Below are 19,803 nucleotides of genomic sequence, written 5' to 3'. Positions count from 1 at the left end.
CCTGGCGGCCATGCCACGCACGACGAAGATCGCGGACCTGACCGGGCCCGGCCTCACCGACGCCTACGGGGTGGGCGGGACCGACCTCGGGATCGTCACCACCGCCCCCGACGGACGCCTGGTCGCGGTCTTCGGCGACACGTTCGACGACGCCGGCGTGGGCGGCCCGGGCTGGCGCTCCCCCGTCGTGCTGTTCGCCGACCCCTCCGACGCCACGACCCGGGGCCTGCGCTGGACCGGCTCCGGCGGCGACCCCGCCGACTACGCCTGCCAGCTCGTCCGGCACCCGAAGGCGGGCTGGATGTGGAAGCGGCGGATCACCACGATGCTCCCCGCGGACGTCATCACCGTCGGCGACACGATGTATCTGCACGTGATGGCCAACCGCGGCCTCGGCAACGTGCTGTGGACCGAGATCATCGCCTCCACCGACAACGGCGTGACGTGGGAGCGCACGGGCTGCGAGTGGCCCGGCAACCACTACCAGGGCCTGTTCCAGCAGCTCACGTGGTGCGAGGGCGACGACGGGTACGTCTACGCCTACACCACCGGCTTCCAGCGCAACGCCGGCCTGCTGCTGCACCGCGTCCCGGCGGACCGGATCACCGACCAGGACGCCTGGGAACCCTGGGGCTTCGCCGACGAGCGGTGGGCCTGGGGCAACCCGCCGACGATCACCATCCCCGGTGCGCTCGGCGAGCTGAACCTGCGCCGCGTTCCCGGCCCGGACGGGAACCTGCACTGGCTGCTGACGTTCTTCAACGCCGGCGAGTACCGGATCGACACGCTGCTGCTGGACCGGCCGAACGCCGACCTCTACCGCGCCCCGCGCGCGACCGTCCTGACCGGCTGCGGATGGGCAGACGAGGACCACACCACCGGCCGGGTCGCGCAGCTCTACGGCGGGTACGTCGTCCCCGGTTCCACCCTGTCCGACCTGCACCTCATCGTCAGCCAGTGGAACACCGACCGGAACTGGCCGTACCGCTCGATGCAGTTCCGGACCGACGTCTCCGAGCTCCTGCCCGGCCCGCATCCACGAAACTGATGATCTACGACACAGCGTGTAGCGCGGCGTGCGAGAGCGCGATGAATCGGACATGGAGACCCCATCGGCCATGAGCACCCTGCACCCCGCCTCCACCGGACCCTGGTGGATCGCGACCGCGCTCGTCACCGGATGCGCGATCACACCCGCCGAGATCGACGCGCTGACCGAGATGCGTCCCGCCCCGGTGGCCCTCCGGGCGGAGCTGCGTGACGGCGGCGTGATGCTCACCGCGACGTTGCCGGCGCCGTCGGTCCGTGCGGCCCGGAGCCGGATGCGCACCGCGGTGTCCGTCCTGCTCGACGGCTTCGGCGCGACGATCGGCGACGTCCGCGCCGTCTCCGAGGACCCCGAGGTCCCGGCCCAGCGGACGTTCTCGCTGCGCCGGCTCGGCATCGGCCGGGGCTGAGGCCCCTCCAACGCGTCTGCCCCGGCGATGCTCAGTTCGCCGGCGGGAGAAGGCTCAGGTACCAGCGGTCCCGCTCCTGCGTGATCGACAGGGTGACGACGACACGTCCGGACCGGATCTCGGCGGCGTCGGTGCCGATCCGGGTCAGCTCCGGCCGGCCGGCGGCGGTCAGCCGGTCCACGTAGTCCCGGGCGAAGCCGCTGTCGGAGCCGTCGAGCAGGAGCTCGCCGAAGGCCGGGGCGTCGCCCTCCTGCAGCGCGACGCTCCCCCGGTCGAACAGGTCGCGCTCGGAGTCGGCGCCGCTCTCGCCGGTCGCGGCGATCGTGGTGAACGTCCCGATGATCCAGACCGCCAGGAACGTCACGGCCAGCAACGGGAGGTAGAGCCTCCGCGCACGCACCTTCATCCGGACCATCTCCACCACTCTGACACACCCGCTCCCGCTCTCCGTGCCCGATGATCGGTGGGCCGGGCTTGACCCGTCCCCGAGGGCCGGGTCGACCGTGGTCGGCGACCGGGCACCGTGCCCGGCGACGAGGAGACGCACGTGGAGCTGCTGACGATCGGACGGTTCGCCCGCCTGTCCGGGCTGACCCGCAAGGCGCTGCTGCTCTACGACCGGCTCGACCTGCTCGCTCCCGCCCGCACCGACCCGGTGACCGGCTACCGGCTCTACGCCCCCGACCAGCTCGAACGGGCCCGTCTCGTGGCGTGGCTGCGCCGGGCGGGGATGCCGCTGCCCCGGATCCGGGAGATCTGTGACGCCCCGGCCGGCGTCGCGGCGGAGCACGTCCGGTGCTGGTGGGACACGGTCGAGCGGGACACGGCCGTGCGCCGTGACCTGGTCGCGGACCTCGTCCGGTTCCTGTCCGAGGAGGACGCCATGACCACCACCCCTCTCGTCCTGCGCTGCGCCGCCGGTTCCGACCGCGGGCTCGTCCGCGCGGAGAACCAGGACCGCGCCGCGGGAGGCGAGCGCTACCTGGCCGTCGCCGACGGGTTCGGCCCCGACGGTGGACGGGCCGGTGACCTGGCCGTCTCGACCGTGGCGGAGCTGGGTCCCGGCACCGGCGCGGGCACCGTGCTCGCCACGCTGCAGGACGCGGTCGCCCGGGTCGGTGCGCGGCTCGGCGACCCCGGGTTCGACGGCCCCGGGTTCGACGGCCCCGGGTTCGACGGCCCCGGGTTCGACGACCCCGGGATCGACGACACGGATCCCGGGGGCCCCGGCGACGGCCCCGGTCGCGGGACGACGCTCACGGCCCTCGTCCGGGCGGGCGACTCCCGGCTGGCCCTCGTCCATGTCGGGGACTCGCGCGCCTACCTGCTGCGTGACGGCCGGTTGTCCCGGCTCACCCACGACCACACCCTCGTCGCCTCGATGGTCGAGGCGGGCACACTCACCGAGGCCGAGGCGGCGTCGCACCCGGAGCGCTCCACGCTGCTGCGCGCCGTCCACGGCCACGGACCGGCCGAACCCGATCTCGCGCTGCACGAGATCCGGGCCGGCGACCGCCTGCTGCTCTGCACCGACGGCGTGCACACCGTGCTGTCCGCTGCCGCGATCGACGAGGTCCTGCGCACCTCCCCCGACCCGGACACGGTGGTCGACCGGCTCACCGGGCTGGCCCTCGCGGCGGGCGCGCCGGACAACGTCGGGATCGCCGTCGCGGACGTGGCCGCGGCCGGCTGATCAGCGGCTCGGCGGTGATACGCGACAGCGCTGTCGCGTATCACCGCCGGGGCTCCGATCACCGGTCGGCCAGCTCGCGCAGGGATCCCTCCGCGACCCCGTACTCCCACCCGACTCCGGGCAGCTCGTCGGGCCATCGAACCAGGTCGAGGCGGGGGTGCAGCGCGTCGATCTCGGACTGCGGGACGTCGATCCGGAACGGTGTGAGCGTCATGGGACCGACGCTAGGAGCCGATGCGGACGGCAACGGTCCTCGATCGGTTCCCGGTAACGCGAGGAGCGGCGTACGGATGCCCCCGTACGCCGCTCCTCGACCGCGCGGGAGACCGTCAGGCGGTGACGATCGTCCCGACGTGCTCGCCGGCCAGGGCCTTCGTGATCGCGCCGCGGGTGGTCCCGTTGACGATCTGGATCTCCCGGACGTGCTTGGCCCGGCCGAGCAGCTCCAGCGCGAGACGGTCGATCGGGAGCGGGCGGGCCGGGTCGGCCAGCAGCTCGCCGGCCTTGGCGTTGCGGATCACCGCCGGCGAGCCACCGGCGGCGGGGTCGCCGTCGAGGATGCCGTCGACGTCGCGGACGTAGGTCAGCGACTCGGCGCCGTAGGCGTCGGCGAGCAGCAGCGCGCCGGCGTCCGTGCGGTGCGGGGGGATCTTCCCGACCGCGGGCGGGAACTCGTGCACACCGAACGGCGGGAAGCCGTTGGTGACCGCGGCGTTCGACGCGGCCAGGTGCACCGGCAGCTGGTGGGCGACGGTGTCGTGGCCCAGGTAGGATACGCCCTGCTCGGCGAGCAGCGCGGCGACCATGTGCCCGTTCTGCTCGGCCTCGCGGCCGGCCAGGGTGGACAGCGCGCCGGTGGGCAGGCCGAGGTCGAGGCCGACGCCCATGGCGTGACGGGCCCGGATGCCGGCGCCGGTGCAGATCAGCAGCTTCCGGGTCTCCAGGGCCGAGCGCAGCTCGTCGACGACCGGGAGCAGCACGTCGCGGCCCTGGTCGATGATCGAGCGGCCGCCCAGGACGACGACCTGGAGCCACGGCAGCATCCGGATGACCGGCTGGCGCTGGTCGACGGGTGCGACCTGCTCACGGTCGAGGAGGGTCTGGCGGGCCAGCGGGGACGGGACGTCCTTGCTGTAGGGGTTGCTCATCAGGCCTTCCCTCCGGCGGTGATCACGGTGCCGACGTGCTCGCCGGCGAGGGCACGGGTCAGGTTGCCGGGCTTGAGACCGTTCACGATCTGCACCGAGCGGACGTAGCGCGCGTTGCGCATCAGCTCCAGCACCGGACGCTCGATCACCAGGTCGGGCAGGTCGCGCTCGATCAGCTCGTCCACGGTGATCTCGGGGATCAGGGTGGCCTTCGGGTCGTTCTTCGGGTTGGCCGTGTAGAGGCCGTCCTCGTCCTTGACGAAGATCATGTTCTTGCAGCCGTAGGTCTCGGCGACCAGGTAGCACCCGGCGTCGGTCCGGTACGGCGGGATGACGCCCTCGTCGGGCAGTGGCTGCCACATGTCGTAGGGCGGCATGCCGGCGAAGATCGCGGCGCGGGCCTCGGACAGGTACAGCGCCAGGGCGTCGAACCCGGCGCCGGCGACGACCGGGACGCCGTGCTGGGCCATCAGGTAGCCCAGCATCTGCGCGTTCTGCCCGGCGACCGCGGAGCCGACCGAGCTCAGCACACCGGTGGGCAGGCCCAGCTCGGCGGCGAGGGAGTAGGCGTGGCGGGCGCGGGTGCCCCCGCCGGTGCCGATCAGCAGCTTGTGCGTGCGGCGCGCCTCGAGGATCTCCTCGACCAGCGGGTAGACGGCCTCGCGGCCCCGGTCGATGAAGCTCTGGCCACCGACCTTGATCACCGAGACGTCGGGCAGGATCGGCTTGTCCGGGGTGGCGTCGGTCGCCGCCATCAGCTCCGGGTCGTTCAGCGAGCGGGTCATCAACAACGACTCCAGCTCGGCCGCGCTCGCGGCTCCCGTCATCGGGGTTCCTCTCGGTTCAGGTCGGCCGCCAGGGTCCCGGGCGGCCTGTCGCGACCGACCGTATCGGGACCCGGCTCCGTTGCCGAATCGCCGTGTGACGTGCGCGGATGCCGTTGTGCGGCAGGTGTGTCGCGCGCCGGGCCGACGCTGCGGGCGACGATGATCAGCGGGGACCGCATCCGCGTCGACGACCGCCGAACGGGTGATACCCGGCACACGTTCCGCGGTCACCGGGGTTCAGGACCGGACGCCCACCGAGGTGTCCCGGCCACGCAGCCGCGGGTACTCCGGCAGGACGGGCACGTGCTTCTGGCTGGTGAGGAGGTTCTTCTCGGCGATGCCCCGGACCGGCCGGGAGGTGGTGACGCGCAGGAACGCCCGCATGATCGAGACTCCGGTGGACGTCATCGGGTGCAGGATCCCCGGCGCACCCGGAGGCAGTCCCTGCGCGCTGTCGACGTAGCGGCGCAGGAGCTTCTCGTACCGGGCGAACGCCGCCGCCGGTGTCGCACCGGGCTCGCGCAGTGTCCGGCCGAGCTCGCCGGCCAGGACGTGCGACCCGACCAGGGACAGCGTGGTGCCCATGCCCGTGGGGCCGGAGCCCCACGCGGCGTCGCCGACGAGCGCGACCCGCCCGGCGCTCCACCGGGGCATGATCACCTGCGACATCCGCTCGGTGTAAAACTCCTCGGGCCGGGCCACGAACCCGTCGACGACCCGGTCGGTCTCCCATCCGACGCCGCGGAACCGTTCCCGCAGGATCGCGATCTGGGCGTCGGACGGCAGGGTCTCGAAACCGAACGGCGGGGTCAGGAAGCTCATGTGCGCCCGGAGGGTGCCGACGTTGTCGGGGCGGATCGCGATGGAGCGGCCCCCGGTCGTCGACAGCCAGGTCCACCAGTCGGTGTCCGCAGACCGCCGGTCGATCGTGCCGTAGGCGATGCTGACGCCCTTGTCGACGGTGCGGGCCTCCTCGGCGAACAGCAGCCGCCGGGTCCGGGAGCTGCGTCCCTCGGCGACGAGCAGCAGGTCGAACCGCTCGCGGCGCCCGCTGTCCAGGGTGACGTCGACACCGGTGGCGTCCTGGTCGACGGCGGTGACGAAGTCGCCGTAGCGGACCTCCACGTCGTCGGCGATCAGATCGAGCAGGATCCCGGCGAGCTGCCCGCGCAGGATCTCCACCTGGGCCGTGGGACCGTCACGTCCCTCCTCCGGCGAGACCTCGACGAAGGGGCGGCCCGACTCGTCGACGAAACGCGTGCCGACCTCGCCGGTCAGGCTGCCCGTGACGGCGTCGTGGATGCCCATCCGGTGCAGGATCTCGTGCCCGAGACCGCGGATGTCGATGTTCTGTCCGGCGGCCCGCCGCTGCGGCGAACGCTCCAGCACGACCGCCTCGAACCCCTCCCTGTGCAGTGACCAGGCCAGGGCCGGTCCGGCGATGCTGCCCCCGGTGATGAGGACGCGGGGTCGTCGTTGTCGGGACATGGCTGCTCCTGTCGTGCCGCGGCCCCGTCGTCGGGCCGCTGGTGCACTCACTCGACCACAGAATTATTCTGCGGTCAAACTACTTTACAATGTGATAGGTTCGCGCTTCACGGCGACGACGAGGTGGTGTGCGTGACGGACGGCAGGCAGGAGGCCCGGGAGCGGGTCGTGCAGGGGCTGCGTGCCTTCGCCGCGACGCAGAGCGAGCTGGGCCGGGTGTTCGCGCGGAGCAGGCGGATGCACACCACCGACGCCGCCGCCGCGGTGGAGATCCTGACCGCCGAGGAACGCGGTGAACCGCTGACGCCGGCCCGCCTCGCGGAGCGGATCGCCCTCACCCCGGGAGCCACCTCGACGTTGCTGAACCGGCTGGAGGGCGCGGGGCACATCCTGCGGACCCGCGGGCACAGCGACCGGCGGATCGTCACGCTGCACACCACCCCGGCCATCAACGAGGCGGCCGACGCCTTCTACGCCCCGCTCGCCGAGCGTCTCGACGCGGCGATCAGCGGCTACTCCGAGGCCGAGCTCGCCCTCGTCGAGGAGGTCGTCGACCGGCTGCACCACGCCATGACCACGTCCACGGAGACGATCGACGAGTCCATGACGACCGACCCGCTGTAGTCGCCCGGCCCACGTCGCCCGGTTTCCGTCTCCGCCCTACGTCTCCCGCAGGGTGAACACCCCGGCGCCGGGGTCGAACGCGAGCTCCTCGGTGTCGAAGGCCCGCCCGATCGCCCCGCCCGCGGCCAGCACGTCCGGCGCGTCGGCGACGAACCCGCCGTCGCCGTCGAGCAGCCACGCCCGGTCGGCCAGGCGCAGCGCCAGCTCCAGGTCGTGGGTGGACAGCAGCACGCACAGGTCCTGCTCGCGGGAGAGCCGGCGCAGCAGCCCGAGCAGCGCCACCCGCGCGGAGACGTCGAGGAACGCGCTCGGCTCGTCGAGCAGCAGCAGCGACGGCCGCTGGGCCAGCGCCCGGGCGACGAGCAGGCGCTGCCGTTCGCCGTCGGAGAGCTCCTGCAGCCGGCGCCCGGCGAGCGCGCCCGCGCCGACGGCGTCGATCGCCTCCTCGATGCACGCGTGGTCCTCCGCACGCAGGACGCCCGACGCCCCGGTGTGCGGGTGCCGCCCGAGCGCGACGACGTCGCGCCCGGTGAGCAGCCCGCCGTCCGGGCGGTCGGTGAGCACCACCCCCACCTGCCGGGCCCGCTGCGCCGGCGCGAGGCCGAGCAGGTCCGCGCCGTCCAGCAGCGCGGCACCCCGCAGCGGAGGGAGCAGCCCGGCCAGGGTGCGCAGCAGCGTGGACTTGCCGGAGCCGTTCGGCCCGATCAGCACGGTCAGCTCCCCGCGCCCGGCGTGCGCGGACAGGCCGTCGAGCACCGGGCGGGCCCGCCGTCCGCGCCGGTGCCCGACCGCCAGGCCGTCGAGGACGAGGCTCATCCGACCGACCCCGCCGCGAACCGGCGGCTGCGCAGCAGCACGACGATCACCACCGGCGCCCCGACCAGCGACGTCACGACGTTCAGCGGGAGCACCGTTCCGGTCCCCGGCGGATGCCCGACGATCGCGCACGCCAGCCCGACCAGCGCCCCGGTCAGCACGGTGGCCGGCACCAGCACCCGGTGCCGCGACGTGCCGACGGCGAGCCGCGCCAGGTGCGGCACCGCGATACCGAGGAACCCGACCGGCCCGCAGAACGCCGTCACCGTCCCGGCCAGCACGGCGGCGACGACCAGGACGACGCCGCGCACCCGCGCCACGTCGACGCCCATCGTGGCGGCGTAGTCGTCGCCGAGCAGCAGCGCGTCGAGCGGCTTGGCCAGCAGCGCGACCCCGAGCAGGCCGGCCGCGACGATCCCGCCGAGCACCGGGAGGTCCGTGTTCGCGACGCCGTCGACGCTGCCCAGGCCCCACACGAGGTACTGCTGGGCGGTGCGGGGGTCGGTCCAGACCAGCAGCAGGCTGACGACCGACGTGACGACGGACCCGACCATCACGCCGACGACGAGCAGCGTCACCGTCGACCGGGTCCAGCGCGAGAGCAGCAGCACCAGCGCGAGCAGGACCGCCGCACCGAGCGCGGCGGCACCGACCGAGCCGAGGCGGCTCACCCCGGACTGCGCGGCCCCGAGACCGCCGGTGGCGAACACCGCGACCGCACCCGTCCCGGCCGTCACGTACAGCGCGACGCCGAGCCCGGCGCCCGCGCTGACGCCGAGGACGTACGGCTCGGCGAGCGGGTTGCGGAACAGGGTCTGGGTCAGCAGCCCGGCCGCCCCCAGACCCGCCCCGACCAGGGCGGCGGTCACCGCGCGCGGCACCCGGACGTCGCGGATCAGGACGTCCAGGCGTGTGTCCCCCGCCCCCAGCAGCGATCCGACGGTGTCGCCGAGCGGGATCGTCACCGACCCGAGCGTCACGGCCAGGGCGAACGCCGCGACCACCGCGACTCCGAGCCCGGCCAGCACCAGTGCGACACCCGTCCCGGACCGGCCGGCCGGGTGGTCCCCGGTGTCGCCCGCACCGGGCCGGCCCGCGATCCGGCGGGGACGGGCCCCACCCGCGGTCCGACCGTCCCGGTCCGGTCTCACCGTGCCCGTCACCCCGCCGGGACCCGGCGGTAGTAGACGAAGCCGTGCCCGGGCAGGAGCTGGGGGTGCAGGATCGCGACCAGGTCGGCGAGGATCTCGTCGGGGTGCGCGACACCGCGTTCGAAGATCTGGTTCCCGCCGCCCGGCCCGAGCAGCCGGTCCCGGGTCCAGACCTGCCCGCCCGGTCCGGCCGCGGCGATCCGGGGCAGGCGGGGGTCGGTGGAGGCGACGTCGGCGGTGGTCCGCCACGGGCCGTCGGCCAGCCAGGTCCGGGCCCCGCCGTCCGCGGCGAGCACCGCCTCGAGCGAGCGCGGCAGGCTCCCGGTGGCCGAGGTCGCGGTGCCGGACCAGGTCGCGCCGGCGTCGCGGAACAGGGTGCCCGCCGTCGAGCCGCCGGCCGGGACGTTCCAGGTGCCCTGCATCGGCTGGCCGGCGACGATCGGCACCGGGGCCCGGCCGCGGACCCGGCCGGCGAGCTCGGTGTAGCGCTGCGCGATCGCGTCGAACGCGGTGGCGGCCTCGGCTTCGCGGCCGGTCAGCGCGCCCATCACCTTGATCCACTCGGCCTGGCCGAGCGGGCCGTTCTCCAGGTACTCGGCCCACCCGATGACCGGGATCCGTGCCGCCCGCAGGGCGGGGAACGCCGGGTCGTCGGTGCCCTGGCTCAACAGCACGCCGGGCGCGGCCGCGATCACCTGCTCGGCGTTCGTGATGCCACCGGGCGCGAACGTGGCGACACCCCCGGCGTCGACCCGCGCCCGCACCGCCGGGTCGCTGACCAGCGCCGGGTCGGCGACGCCGGTGAGCCGGTCGAGCTCGCCGAGCTCGGTGACGAACGGGAGCTGGGTCGTGGACCCGGAGTAGACGCCGGTCACCGGTGTGCGCACGACGCCCGCGCCGGCCAGGTCCGGCGGGAGGGCCGGATCCGGCGCGTCGCAGGACACGAGCACCACCGACTGCGGTGCTGCGCCCGGGTAGGGCTGCGCCACCGTCAGAACCCGGTAGCCGTCGCGTTGCTCGATCGCGACGTTGCGCGCGAACCGGAAGTCGGTCGCCGCCGCCGGGGCCGGGACGCAGCCGGGCGCCTCCGGCGGCGACGTCGCCGGAGCCGAGCACCCGGCGATCAGCAGCAGCACGACCAGGAGACCGGTCGGGGGTCGTCGCAGGCTCATCTGAGCAGTCTCACATACGTCAGACCCTCAGCTCGTCGCGCTCACCCTCCGACGAACGCCGCCAGCCCGTCGAGCAGACGGTCGACGTCGGCGTCGTCGGTGTAGGGAGCCAGACCGATCCGCAACGACCCGGTGTCACCGAGGCCGAGCCGGCGAGACGCCTCCAGCGCGTAGAACGAGCTGGCCGGTGCGCTGATCCGGCGCTGGGCGAGGAACCGGTACGCCTGCGCCGGGTCGCGGTCGTCGAAGGTGACCAGCAGGGTCGGCGTGCGCTCTGCGGCCCGCGAGCGCACCCGCACGCCGGGCAGCTCGGCCAGGCCCTTCTCGATCCGCTCGCGCAGCGGCTCCTCGTGGGCGTGCACCGCCTGCATCGACGCCGCGAGCGCCCCGCGCCGGTCCGCGGCCCCGCCGGGAGCGAGCCCGGCCAGGAAGTCGACGGCCGCGCTCGTCCCGGCGAGCAGCTCGTAGGGCAGCGTGCCCAGCTCGAAGCGCTCCGGGACGGTGTCCGCCGACGGCGCCAGCTTCGCCGGGCGCAACGTCTCCAGCAGGTCCGGCGCCGCGGCGAGCACTCCGCAGTGCGGGCCGAGGAACTTGTAGGGCGAGCAGGCGTAGAGGTCCGCGCCCAGGGCCGCGACGTCCACGGGTGCGTGCGCGGTGAGGTGCACCCCGTCCACCATCAGCAGCGCCCCGGCCGCGTGCACGGCGTCGGCGATGCGCCGGACCGGCGGTCGGGTCCCCACCAGGTTCGACGCCCCGGTCACCGCGACCAGCCGGGTCCGTTCCGAGAGGACGGACGACACGTCGTCGAGCTCGGTCGTCTCCGGGTCGAAGTCGAGCCACCGCACCGTCACCCCGGCCGCCTCGGCCGCGACGAGCCAGGGGCGGATGTTCGCGTCGTGGTCCAGACGGGTCACGACGATCTCGTCGCCCGGCGACCAGGTCGCGGCCAGTGTCCGGGCCAGGTCGAACGTCACCGCGGTCATGCTGCGCCCGAACACGATCCCGCGCGGGTCGGCGCCGAGCAGGTCGGCCATCGCGGCGCGGGCGCCGAGCACGATCGCGTCGGCGGCGATCTCCCCGGGGGTGATCGCGCCGCGATTGGCCAGCGGCGAGGTCATCGCGGCGGCGACCGCTCCGGCCACCGCGTCCGGGACCTGGGACCCACCGGGGCCGTCGAAGTGCGCGATCCCGGCCCGCAGCGCGGGGAACCGGCTGCGCACCGCGGCGACGTCGTAACTCATGGAGCTGCCCCCTGTTCGTTCCCACCCGGTCGGGCGGCGGGTCGAGCCTCGCACCGGGACGGCGCGTGTGCGACCCCTCAGTGACCCACCCGGGTTACCGAATCGTGATCATAAGTTGACCATGCGGTGCCGAGACTTTGTGATCATGCATCACATGTCTCGTTCCTGGGAGCGGTCGCGAGGACGGCACCGCCCCGGGCGGCGGTCCGGCCCGCGGTCCCTGCGCCACAGATCCATCACCCTGCACCGTCGCACGCTGGCCAAGCTCCTCGCCGTCGGCGTGGTCGTCGCGGCGCTGGCCGCCGGCGGCGCGACCGCGTTCGCGTCGGACTCCGTGCGCGACGCCATCGCGAGCAATCTCAGCGGTGTCGGGAAGGGGCTCGGCGCGGGCTCCGACTCCCCCTCCGACGGCGACTCCTCCTCCGGCGACGAGCAGGCCGACGTGCCGCCGGTCCTCACCGCCAGCCCGCTCGCCGGGGCCACCGGCGTCAAGCCGCGCGACGCCGTCCGGACGACGGTGACCAGCGGTGAGCTGCGCGACGTGGCCCTGACGAACACCGACGGCGACGCGGTGAAGGGAGAACTCGCCCCCGACGGCCGCACCTGGTCGGTCTCCGAGCCGCTCGGCTACGACGCCACCTACCGCTGGAGCGGGTCCTGGGTCCGCCCCGACGGCACCGTCACGCCGCTGACCGGGCAGTTCGGCACCGTCGACCCGGCCCGCACCGCGCGGGCGAGCATGAACATCAGGGACGGCGCGACGGTCGGCGTCGGCGCCCCGGTGATCATCACGTTCGACCGGGACCTGAGCGCCAAGGCCAAGGCCGATGTCGAGCGGGCCCTGAGCGTGCGCACGTCGAAGCAGGTCGAGGGTGCCTGGGCGTGGCTGCCCGACACTGCCGACGGCTCGCGCGTGCACTACCGCCCGCGGACGTACTGGCCGGCGAACACCACCGTCACCGTGGACGCACCGCTCTACGGCCTCGACCTGGGCGACGCCGGCTACCCGGCGAAGGACCTGAGCAGCACGTTCACCGTGGGGCGCAGCCAGATCGTCAAGGCCGACGCGCAGAGCCACCAGCTCGTGGTGGTCCGCGACGGGAAGACGGTGAGCACGTACGACGCCTCCTACGGCAAGGAGTCCGACCCGCGCCGGGTCACCCGCAGCGGCACCCACGTCGTCATGAGCAAGTCGCAGAAGGTCCTCATGACCAACCGCGACTACGGCTACGTCGACCTGCCCCAGTACTGGGCCGTGCGGATCTCCAACAACGGCGAGTTCATCCACGCGAACCCCGCGTCGACGTCGTCGCAGGGCAACAGCAACGTCACCCACGGCTGCGTGAACCTGTCGACGAAGAACGCGCGCGCCTACTTCGACACCGCGATCTTCGGCGACCCGGTCGAGGTCACCGGCACCACCGAGAAGCTCTCGGCGGCCGACGGCGACATCTACGACTGGGCGATCACCTGGGCGGACTGGAAGTCGATGTCCGCCCTGGCCCGGGCGAGCTAGGACCTCAGCGGATCCGGTGCTCCTGGCCGGACCACGCCTCGTCGCGCAGCACGAACTTCTGGATCTTCCCGGTGGAGGTCTTCGGGAGCTCGGTGAACGTGACGGTCTTCGGCGCCTTGAACCGGGCCAGCCGCGTCCTCACGTGCTCGATGATCTCCTCCTCGGTCGCCGACTCGCCGTCACGCAACGTCACGTAGGCGGCCGGGACCTCGCCCCACCGCTCGTCCGGAATCGCGATCACGGCGACCTCCAGGACCGAGGGATGGTCGGCGATGGCCTGCTCGACCTCCACCGACGCGATGTTCTCCCCGCCGGAGATGATCACGTCCTTGGAGCGGTCGCGCAGCTCCACGTAGCCGTCCGGGTGCATCACGCCGATGTCGCCGGTGCGGAACCAGCCGTCCGGCGCGGCCTCGCGCGTGGCCTCCTCGTCGTCGAGGTACCCGAGCATGACGTTGTTGCCGCGCAGGGCGATCTGGCCGGTCGTCTCGCCGTCGGCCGGAGCGTCGGACCCGTCGTCGGTGATCACCCGCACCGCGCAGGCGATCATGTTCCCGACGCCCTGGCGGGCCTTCATCCGGGCCTGGGTCTCGCCGTCGAGGTCGTTCCACTCGGGCTGCCAGTCGCAGATCATGGCGGGGCCGAACGTCTCGGTCAGGCCGTAGAGGTGCGTGACGTCGAAGCCCAGCTCGGCCATCCGGCGCAGGATCGCCGGGCTCGGCGGGGCGCCGCCGGTCGCGACCTTCACCGTCGTCTCGACCGGTCCGGCCTCGGGCGCGTAGGCGATCATCGACAGCACGGTCGGGGCGCCGTTGAGGTGGGTGACGCCCTGCTCGCGGACCAGCGACCAGATCGTCGTCGGGTCGACCTTCGGCAGGCAGACGTGCGTCGCGGCGGCCGCGGTCACCGCCCACGGGAAGCACCAGCCGTTGCAGTGGAACATCGGCAGCGTCCACAGGTGCACCGACGACGGCGTCAGCCCGGTGTGGCCGACCATCGACAACGCCTGCAGGTAGGCGCCCCGGTGGTGGTACATCACGCCCTTGGGTTTGCCGGTCGTGCCGGACGTGTAGTTGATCGACAGCAGCGACCGCTCGTCGTCCGGGACGACCGCCAGCGGTTCCGAGTCCGCGATCAGCTTCTCGTAGTCCTCGCCGACGCGGACCACCGTGGGCCGGGCGTCCATGCGCCCCAGCACGTCGGCGACCAGTTCGTCGAAGACGGGGTCGTGCACGAGCACGGCGGCGTTCGAGTGCTCCAGGATGTAGGCGACCTCGCCGGCACTGAGCCGGGTGTTCACCGCGACCAGCGGCACCCCCGCCCACGGCACGCCGAACGCCGCCTCCAGCCCGACGTGGATGTTGGGCACGAGCACCGCCACCGGCCGGCCCTGCGCCAGGGGCGCGAGCCCTCCGGCCAGGCGACGGCAGCGGTCGTGCAGCTCGGCGTAGGTGAACCGCAGGTCCCCGTCGACGACGGCGACGCGCTCGCCGTGCGCGGCCGCGGCCCGGTCGAGGTAGGAGACCGGGGTGAGCGTCTCGAACGACAACGACTCCAGGTCCGAGGGCACTCCCGCCGGGTGGACGGCGGCGGACGGAACGGCAGCGGTGTCGGTCACAGCCGAACCCTCCCCCGCCCGGCTCCCGCCAGCAAGACCGGACGAGAGCTCCCCCCGTCCAGCTGCGCCGTGGTGGGAACGATCAGGGTCGGACGGTCCGCGAGGTGAAGTAGCCCTTGCCCTCGACGAACTTGTACGCCGTCACCACGGCCACCGGCGACCGGTCGGCCCGATCGGCCACCGTGAACGTCTGCCCCGGGGCCAGCGTCCTCGCGGTGCTCCCGGCCACGCCCGAGATGCGCGCCTGGATCGTGTGCGCCCCGACGTTGCGCACCGAGACCGCGTTGATCCGACCGTCGCGGTCGGAGTCGACGGCCCGGGTGTCCAGGCGCGGGTCCACCACGCACGACGAGGCGTTGAACGCCGCCGTCGAGGTGGCGTAGAAGCCCTTGCCGTTCTGGAACTTGTAGGCCGCGATCGTCACCGTCCCGGCTGCGACGGACCCGCGTCCGGTGTCGAAGCGGTGGTAGTAGGCCTTCCCCGGAGCGATCTTCGACTGCTTGACCTCGCCGTAGGGCGTGGTGACGCGGACGTCGATCGGGGCGGAGTCCCGGTTCAGCACGTACACCGGCAGGATGGCCCGCTCGGTGTTCCGGTCGCACTCGGTCTTGGCCGACGCCACCGTGTTGACGGCCGGCGGCGCCGCAGAGGCGGGGGCGGCGAGAGCCACGCCCGTCCCGACCATGACGGTGGCGCTGAGGACAGCACCGATGATGCGCGAGACGTTCATGAGGACTCCTCTGTTCCGAGGGACGCGGCGTGCCCACCGCTGACCGGAACATCGCCGTTCGGAGCAGAACGGTTACCCACCATTCGGGTTAATGACTCTCGGTATTCGGACTAATGATCGAGATCTGTTTCCTCGTCACGGCGGAGCGCCCCGCCCGGCGTGCATTACGTTCGGGGAAGGCCGCGGACGCGTCGGCCCGAGCCCGACCCGGAAGGCGATCACGATGGCGTGGGACTTCTCCACCGACCCCGAGTTCGAGGACAAGCTGAAGTGGATGCGCGGCTTCGTCCGTGACGAGATCATCCCGCTGGAGACGCTCGACATCGACCGCGAGACGTTCGCGCGGATCACCGCGCCGCTCAAGGAGCAGGTCAAGGAGCAGGGCCTGTGGGCCGCGCACCTGCCCCCGGAGCTCGGCGGCGGCGGGTTCGGGCAGGTCAGCCTCGGTCTGATGCACGAGATCCTGGGCCAGTGCCGGTACGCGCCGGGCATCTTCGGCAACCAGGCGCCGGACTCCGGCAACGCCGAGCTGCTCGCCATCGGCGGCAGCCCGGAGCAGAAGGAGCGCTGGATGCACCCGCTGCTGCGCGGGGAGGTGCGCAGCTGCTTCTCGATGACCGAGCCCGGCGCCGGCGCCGACCCGACGCTGCTGTCCACCCGCGCGGTCCTCGACGGCGACGAGTACGTGATCAACGGCCACAAGTGGTTCTCGTCGAACGCGATGAACTCGGACTTCCTGATCGTCATGGTCGTGACGGACCCGGACGCGGCGCCGTACCAGCGGGCGTCGATGATCGTCGTCCCGACCGACACCCCGGGCGTCGACGTCGTCCGCGACATCCCGGTGATGGACCACCCGGAGATCGGCGGCGAGCTCTACGGCGGGCACGCCGAGGTCGTCTACCGCGACGTCCGGGTGCCCGTGGAGAACCTCGTCGGCAACCCCGGTGACGGGTTCAAGCTGGCCCAGCAGCGCCTCGGGCCGGGCCGGATCCACCATGCGATGCGCTGGCTGGGCCAGTCGCGGCGCGCGTTCGACATGCTCTGCGAGCGGGCCGTGAGCCGCAGCGCCGGCGGGTCGCGCCTGGCGGACAAGCAGATGGTGCAGGACATGGTGGCCAGCTCGTCGGCCGACATGCAGGCCGCGCGCCTGCTCACCCTGCACGCGGCATGGACGATGGACCAGGTCGGCGCGTCGAACGCCCGGATCGAGATCGCCCAGATCAAGTACTGGGGCGCGAAGGTGCTCCACGACGTGATCGACCGCGCGATCCAGGTGCACGGGTCGCTGGGCTTCTCCGGTGACCTGCCGCTCGAGCAGATGTACCGGGCCGCCCGCGCCGCACGGATCTACGACGGTCCGGACGAGGTGCACAAGGAGTCGGTCGCGCGCCGGATCCTGCGCGGCTACACCCCGGTCGACGTGCCCACCGAGCACGTCCCCACCCGCACCGAGGCCGCCCGGGTCAAGTTCGCCGAGTACCTGGACCTCTCCACCGCCAACGCCTGACGCCCTCAGGGCCCCGGCCGGGTCCGCACTCATGACGCTTCCGTGCCGCGTAGCCGAACCGGAGCGCCACGAGTGCGGCTCGCACGGCCGGCACGGGCCGGCGGGTGTCAGTCGGACGCGGTGGCGGCGGGTGCCGGGTCGGCGAGGTGCGTGCGGTGGTCGGCGACCAGGGCCGTCATCGCGGCCAGGAAGCGGGCGGCGGCGTCGAGCTCGGACGGGGTGAAGTCCTGCAGGACCTCACCCATCCTCGCCCCCAGCGGGCCGAAGAACGCGGCCCCGACGGCGGCGGCGGTCTCGCTGTGGCGCAACGTGACCCGTCGACGGTCGGAGGACTCCCGGCTGCGGGTCACGTGGCCCGCCCGCTCCAGGCGGTCGATCAGCGCCGTCGTCGCGCCGGTGGTCAGGCCCAGCGCCGAGCCGAGCGCGCCGGGCGTCAGCGGCTCCCCCGCGTTGCCGGCGCGCATCACGGCCAGCAGGCCGTGCAGGTCGGTGACGTGCAGGCCGTTGTGCCCGGCGAACGCCTGACCGAGACGGTCGGCCTCGCCGGCGTAGTCCTGCAGCAGCGCCACCAGCTGCTCGCGTCCCGGACCACCCATGATCCCAGCCTATCCCCCGCCGCCGGGGTCAGGAGTTCGTCCAGCGGGGCGGGCGCTTCTCCAGGAAGGCCGCGACGCCCTCCTGCCGGTCGGCGGTGCCGGCGATCGCGGCCGAGGCCTCGTCGGTGGCGTCCCAGCCGCGGGCGTCGGGCTCGGAGACGACCTGCTCCAGCGCCCGCAGCGACGCCGCCACCGCGACCGGGGCGTTGGCGCACACCTGCTCGGCCAGCGCGATCGCGCCCGCCTCCGCCTCCCCCGGCTCGACGAGCTCGTTCACCAGGCCGAGGACGTGGGCGCGCTCGGCGCCGAGCGGCTGCCCGGTGGTCAGCATCTGCCGGGCGACGTTGAGCGGCAACGGCCGGGGCGTCCGGAACAGCGCACCGCAGTTCGCGACCAGCCCGCGCGCCACCTCCGGCAGGCCGAACCGTGCAGCGCGGGAGGCGACGACCATGTCGCAGGCCAGCACGATCTCGAACCCGCCGCCGTAGGCGATGCCCTCCACCGCCGCGATCAGCGGGGTGCGCCGGTCCCGGCGGACGACGCCGTAGTTGCCGCCCCGATCGGTCGGCCCGCCCGACCCCGCGGCCAGGTCGGTGCCGGCGCAGAACGCCACCGCGTCGCCGGCCAGGACGCCGCACCACAGGTCGGGGTCGTCGTCGAGGGTGTTGAGCGCCGCGTCCAGCCCGGCGGTCATCGCCGCGTCGACGGCGTTGCGCTTGTCCGGCCGGGACATCCTGATCACCAGGACGTGCCCGCGCCGCTCGGTGGCGACCCGCTCGGGCGCCACCCGTCCCGTCTCCACCGACCCCGAGATGCTCATCACCCCACCGTAGATCCCGCTGCCGCCCGCGCCACCGGCGTTCGTAACCTGGTGCCGTGCCGTCTCCCACGCTGCGCCGCACGCTCCCGTTCGCCCTGACCGTCGCCGGAGGGGCCGCCGCGCTCGCGCTCCACGCCCGGGCCGAGATGGGAGCGTCGCGACGGAGGCTGCGCGCCGCCGCCTCGACCTCGCCGCACGCCGTGGACGGGATCTTCGCCAACACCGAGACCGGGCGTCCCCGCGAGCGACTGAGCATCCGGACCGTGGTCCGCATGCTGCTGCTCCGCAACAAGAACGGCGTCCCTCCCCGGCCCGTCCCGCTGGCGCCGGTGCACATCCCGGCGCACCCCGCCCCGCTGGCCGTGACCTGGATGGGCCACGCCTGCGTACTGCTCGAGATCGACGGACGCCGGGTCCTGGTCGATCCGGTGTGGTCCGACCGGGCGTCGCCAGTGCCGCTGATCGGCCCACGCCGGTTGCATCCGGTGCCCGCCCCGCTGGTCGCGCTGCCCGACATCGACATCGTCCTGCTGACCCACGACCACTACGACCACCTCGACCGCCGGACCGTGCGCACCCTGGCGCGGGACACGACGGCGACGTTCGTCGCGCCGGTCGGGGTCGGCGAGCACCTGCGGGCCTGGGGTGTCCCGGAGGGGCGCATCGTCACGCGCGACTGGAACGGTGCGGCGGAGGTCGCCGGGCTGCGGCTGACCTGCCTGGAGGCCCGGCACTTCTCGGGACGTGGCCTGCGCCGCAACACCTCCCAGTGGGCGGCGTGGGCCGTGGCCGGGCCGGAGCACCGGGTCTACGTCGGCGGCGACACCGGCCCGACCAGCGCGTTCGCCCGGTCCGGGGCCGCCCACGGACCGTTCGATCTGACCGTCCTGCCGATCGGCGCCTACTCCGATCTGTGGCCCGACATCCACCTCGACCCGGAACAGGCCCTCTCCGGGCACCGTGATCTGCGCGGCGACGTCCTTCTCCCGATCCACTGGGCGACGTTCAACCTCGGATTCCACGGATGGTCGGAACCGGCGGAACGGTTGTGCCGGGCCGCCGACGCGGCCGGGGTCCGGCTGGCGTTGCCCCGTCCCGGTGAGCGCCTCGACCTGGGAGAGCCGCTGCGTCCGGCGGCCTGGTGGTCCGCACCCATCCGTTAACGGCCTCGCTCGACGCACTCCACCTTTCTTCCGATTGCCTTCACCCGAACGCCGAGGCCGCACGGACGACTCACCGTTCTTGCGGAAACACGCCGGAGGCGGTTCGACAAACCGCGCGGGCATACCTTATCGTTTCGCTCAGATTGACGATCGCACTCTAAGGATCCGTGCACGCTTCCCCCCTCGACAGCCGAGGGCGGCTTCGCGTACCCGGAAATACCGGAAGGAATGTG

General features: G+C 73.3%; 20 protein-coding genes. 7 read left to right on the top strand and 13 right to left on the bottom strand.

The genetic code is table 11. The features are described from left to right. The first annotated feature begins 10 nt into the window (after nucleotides 1-10). Both EV383_RS14520 and EV383_RS14515 read left to right on the top strand, forming a co-directional pair. The gene (locus EV383_RS14520) at nucleotides 11-1,048 is read left to right on the top strand and encodes a DUF4185 domain-containing protein (protein WP_130290410.1); all 1,038 of its coding nucleotides are present in this window, start codon (nucleotides 11-13) and stop codon (nucleotides 1,046-1,048) included. A gap of 70 nt (nucleotides 1,049-1,118) precedes the next feature. Then, entirely contained in the window at nucleotides 1,119-1,457 is a 339-nt protein-coding gene (locus EV383_RS14515) for a hypothetical protein (protein WP_130290409.1), read from the top strand. Between the two features lie 31 nt (nucleotides 1,458-1,488). Here EV383_RS14515 and EV383_RS14510 read toward each other — a convergent pair whose 3' ends face one another. Continuing rightward, complete coding sequence (locus EV383_RS14510; protein ID WP_130290408.1) at nucleotides 1,489-1,872, bottom strand: hypothetical protein; 384 nt, start codon at nucleotides 1,870-1,872, stop codon at nucleotides 1,489-1,491. A 132-nt stretch (nucleotides 1,873-2,004) separates the two neighbouring features. On the opposite strand from EV383_RS14510, the gene EV383_RS14505 reads away from it, so the two are divergent. Continuing rightward, on the top strand, nucleotides 2,005-3,150 hold the full coding sequence (locus EV383_RS14505; protein ID WP_130290407.1) for a MerR family transcriptional regulator: 1,146 nt from the start codon (nucleotides 2,005-2,007) through the stop codon (nucleotides 3,148-3,150). 58 nt (nucleotides 3,151-3,208) lie between these two features. Here EV383_RS14505 and EV383_RS31185 read toward each other — a convergent pair whose 3' ends face one another. From EV383_RS31185 to EV383_RS14490, 4 genes are all read right to left on the bottom strand, one after another. Beyond that, nucleotides 3,209-3,364: an epoxide hydrolase N-terminal domain-containing protein gene (locus EV383_RS31185; protein ID WP_165438351.1), complete on the bottom strand. Its 156-nt coding sequence runs from the start codon at nucleotides 3,362-3,364 to the stop codon at nucleotides 3,209-3,211. Nucleotides 3,365-3,479: 115 nt separating this feature from the next. Further along, on the bottom strand, nucleotides 3,480-4,298 hold the full coding sequence (locus EV383_RS14500) for an amino acid kinase family protein (protein ID WP_130290406.1): 819 nt from the start codon (nucleotides 4,296-4,298) through the stop codon (nucleotides 3,480-3,482). Continuing rightward, nucleotides 4,298-5,125, bottom strand: a complete 828-nt coding sequence (locus EV383_RS14495; RefSeq protein ID WP_130290405.1) for an amino acid kinase family protein — start codon at nucleotides 5,123-5,125, stop codon at nucleotides 4,298-4,300. The genes EV383_RS14500 and EV383_RS14495 overlap by 1 nt, the downstream gene beginning before the upstream one ends. Before the next feature lie 237 nt (nucleotides 5,126-5,362). Then, a complete protein-coding gene (locus EV383_RS14490) occupies nucleotides 5,363-6,613 on the bottom strand; it encodes an FAD-dependent monooxygenase (RefSeq protein WP_130290404.1) in 1,251 nt (416 codons plus the stop codon). A 132-nt stretch (nucleotides 6,614-6,745) separates the two neighbouring features. On the opposite strand from EV383_RS14490, the gene EV383_RS14485 reads away from it, so the two are divergent. Further along, nucleotides 6,746-7,237, top strand: coding sequence for a MarR family winged helix-turn-helix transcriptional regulator (locus tag EV383_RS14485; protein ID WP_242623100.1), 492 nt, complete (start codon nucleotides 6,746-6,748; stop codon nucleotides 7,235-7,237). A 36-nt stretch (nucleotides 7,238-7,273) separates the two neighbouring features. On the opposite strand, the gene EV383_RS14480 is transcribed toward EV383_RS14485, so the two are convergent. From EV383_RS14480 to EV383_RS14465, 4 genes are read right to left on the bottom strand one after another with little or no spacing between them, the layout of a single operon-like run. Further along, nucleotides 7,274-8,053, bottom strand: coding sequence for an ABC transporter ATP-binding protein (locus tag EV383_RS14480; RefSeq protein WP_130290403.1), 780 nt, complete (start codon nucleotides 8,051-8,053; stop codon nucleotides 7,274-7,276). Further along, nucleotides 8,050-9,204 carry a FecCD family ABC transporter permease gene (locus EV383_RS14475; protein ID WP_242623099.1) on the bottom strand — a complete coding sequence of 385 codons (1,155 nt, stop codon included), beginning with the start codon at nucleotides 9,202-9,204 and terminating at the stop codon, nucleotides 8,050-8,052. Before EV383_RS14475 ends, EV383_RS14480 begins: the two co-directional genes overlap by 4 nt. A gap of 8 nt (nucleotides 9,205-9,212) precedes the next feature. After that, nucleotides 9,213-10,376: an ABC transporter substrate-binding protein gene (locus tag EV383_RS14470; protein WP_130290402.1), complete on the bottom strand. Its 1,164-nt coding sequence runs from the start codon at nucleotides 10,374-10,376 to the stop codon at nucleotides 9,213-9,215. A gap of 41 nt (nucleotides 10,377-10,417) precedes the next feature. Further along, entirely contained in the window at nucleotides 10,418-11,617 is a 1,200-nt protein-coding gene (locus EV383_RS14465; protein ID WP_130290401.1) for a cysteine desulfurase-like protein, read from the bottom strand. A gap of 154 nt (nucleotides 11,618-11,771) precedes the next feature. Here EV383_RS14465 and EV383_RS14460 point away from each other — a divergent pair, with 154 nt between their 5' ends. Continuing rightward, on the top strand, nucleotides 11,772-13,133 hold the full coding sequence (locus tag EV383_RS14460; RefSeq protein ID WP_130290400.1) for a L,D-transpeptidase: 1,362 nt from the start codon (nucleotides 11,772-11,774) through the stop codon (nucleotides 13,131-13,133). 4 nt (nucleotides 13,134-13,137) lie between these two features. Here EV383_RS14460 and EV383_RS14455 read toward each other — a convergent pair whose 3' ends face one another. After that, complete coding sequence (locus EV383_RS14455) at nucleotides 13,138-14,691, bottom strand: AMP-binding protein (protein ID WP_130294427.1); 1,554 nt, start codon at nucleotides 14,689-14,691, stop codon at nucleotides 13,138-13,140. 142 nt (nucleotides 14,692-14,833) lie between these two features. After that, nucleotides 14,834-15,481, bottom strand: coding sequence for a hypothetical protein (locus EV383_RS14450; RefSeq protein ID WP_130290399.1), 648 nt, complete (start codon nucleotides 15,479-15,481; stop codon nucleotides 14,834-14,836). 223 nt (nucleotides 15,482-15,704) lie between these two features. Here EV383_RS14450 and EV383_RS14445 point away from each other — a divergent pair, with 223 nt between their 5' ends. Next, nucleotides 15,705-16,991: an acyl-CoA dehydrogenase family protein gene (locus EV383_RS14445; protein WP_130290398.1), complete on the top strand. Its 1,287-nt coding sequence runs from the start codon at nucleotides 15,705-15,707 to the stop codon at nucleotides 16,989-16,991. Between the two features lie 107 nt (nucleotides 16,992-17,098). Here the strand turns inward: EV383_RS14445 and EV383_RS14440 are convergent, their stop codons facing one another. Next, the gene (locus EV383_RS14440) at nucleotides 17,099-17,587 is read right to left on the bottom strand and encodes a MarR family winged helix-turn-helix transcriptional regulator (protein ID WP_130290397.1); all 489 of its coding nucleotides are present in this window, start codon (nucleotides 17,585-17,587) and stop codon (nucleotides 17,099-17,101) included. A gap of 28 nt (nucleotides 17,588-17,615) precedes the next feature. After that, nucleotides 17,616-18,407 carry an enoyl-CoA hydratase-related protein gene (locus EV383_RS14435; protein WP_130290396.1) on the bottom strand — a complete coding sequence of 264 codons (792 nt, stop codon included), beginning with the start codon at nucleotides 18,405-18,407 and terminating at the stop codon, nucleotides 17,616-17,618. Nucleotides 18,408-18,463: 56 nt separating this feature from the next. Between EV383_RS14435 and EV383_RS14430 the strand changes: the two genes are divergently transcribed. Continuing rightward, nucleotides 18,464-19,570 (top strand): MBL fold metallo-hydrolase, encoded by a 1,107-nt coding sequence (locus EV383_RS14430; protein WP_242623098.1) that lies wholly within the window; start codon nucleotides 18,464-18,466, stop codon nucleotides 19,568-19,570. The last annotated feature ends 233 nt before the right edge of the window (nucleotides 19,571-19,803 follow it).

Origin of the sequence: Pseudonocardia sediminis (assembly GCF_004217185.1) — a bacterium.
In the GTDB taxonomy this organism is placed as follows: domain Bacteria; phylum Actinomycetota; class Actinomycetes; order Mycobacteriales; family Pseudonocardiaceae; genus Pseudonocardia; species Pseudonocardia sediminis.
The sequence above is the reverse complement of the archived record's forward strand: the minus strand, read 5'-3'. Positions and strand labels throughout refer to the sequence as shown.

Excerpts from the sequence above, each read along its gene's own strand:
- EV383_RS14520 (WP_130290410.1), top strand. The coding sequence starts at position 11 with ATGCCACGCACGACGAAGATCGCGGACCTGACCGGGCCCGGCCTCACC.
- EV383_RS14515 (WP_130290409.1), top strand. The coding sequence starts at position 1,119 with ATGAGCACCCTGCACCCCGCCTCCACCGGACCCTGGTGGATCGCGACC.
- EV383_RS14510 (WP_130290408.1), bottom strand. The coding sequence starts at position 1,872 with ATGGTCCGGATGAAGGTGCGTGCGCGGAGGCTCTACCTCCCGTTGCTG.
- EV383_RS31185 (WP_165438351.1), bottom strand. The coding sequence starts at position 3,364 with ATGACGCTCACACCGTTCCGGATCGACGTCCCGCAGTCCGAGATCGAC.
- EV383_RS14500 (WP_130290406.1), bottom strand. The coding sequence starts at position 4,298 with ATGAGCAACCCCTACAGCAAGGACGTCCCGTCCCCGCTGGCCCGCCAG.
- EV383_RS14495 (WP_130290405.1), bottom strand. The coding sequence starts at position 5,125 with ATGACGGGAGCCGCGAGCGCGGCCGAGCTGGAGTCGTTGTTGATGACC.
- EV383_RS14490 (WP_130290404.1), bottom strand. The coding sequence starts at position 6,613 with ATGTCCCGACAACGACGACCCCGCGTCCTCATCACCGGGGGCAGCATC.
- EV383_RS14480 (WP_130290403.1), bottom strand. The coding sequence starts at position 8,053 with ATGAGCCTCGTCCTCGACGGCCTGGCGGTCGGGCACCGGCGCGGACGG.
- EV383_RS14470 (WP_130290402.1), bottom strand. The coding sequence starts at position 10,376 with ATGAGCCTGCGACGACCCCCGACCGGTCTCCTGGTCGTGCTGCTGCTG.
- EV383_RS14465 (WP_130290401.1), bottom strand. The coding sequence starts at position 11,617 with ATGAGTTACGACGTCGCCGCGGTGCGCAGCCGGTTCCCCGCGCTGCGG.
- EV383_RS14460 (WP_130290400.1), top strand. The coding sequence starts at position 11,772 with ATGTCTCGTTCCTGGGAGCGGTCGCGAGGACGGCACCGCCCCGGGCGG.
- EV383_RS14450 (WP_130290399.1), bottom strand. The coding sequence starts at position 15,481 with ATGAACGTCTCGCGCATCATCGGTGCTGTCCTCAGCGCCACCGTCATG.
- EV383_RS14445 (WP_130290398.1), top strand. The coding sequence starts at position 15,705 with ATGGCGTGGGACTTCTCCACCGACCCCGAGTTCGAGGACAAGCTGAAG.
- EV383_RS14440 (WP_130290397.1), bottom strand. The coding sequence starts at position 17,587 with ATGGGTGGTCCGGGACGCGAGCAGCTGGTGGCGCTGCTGCAGGACTAC.
- EV383_RS14435 (WP_130290396.1), bottom strand. The coding sequence starts at position 18,407 with ATGAGCATCTCGGGGTCGGTGGAGACGGGACGGGTGGCGCCCGAGCGG.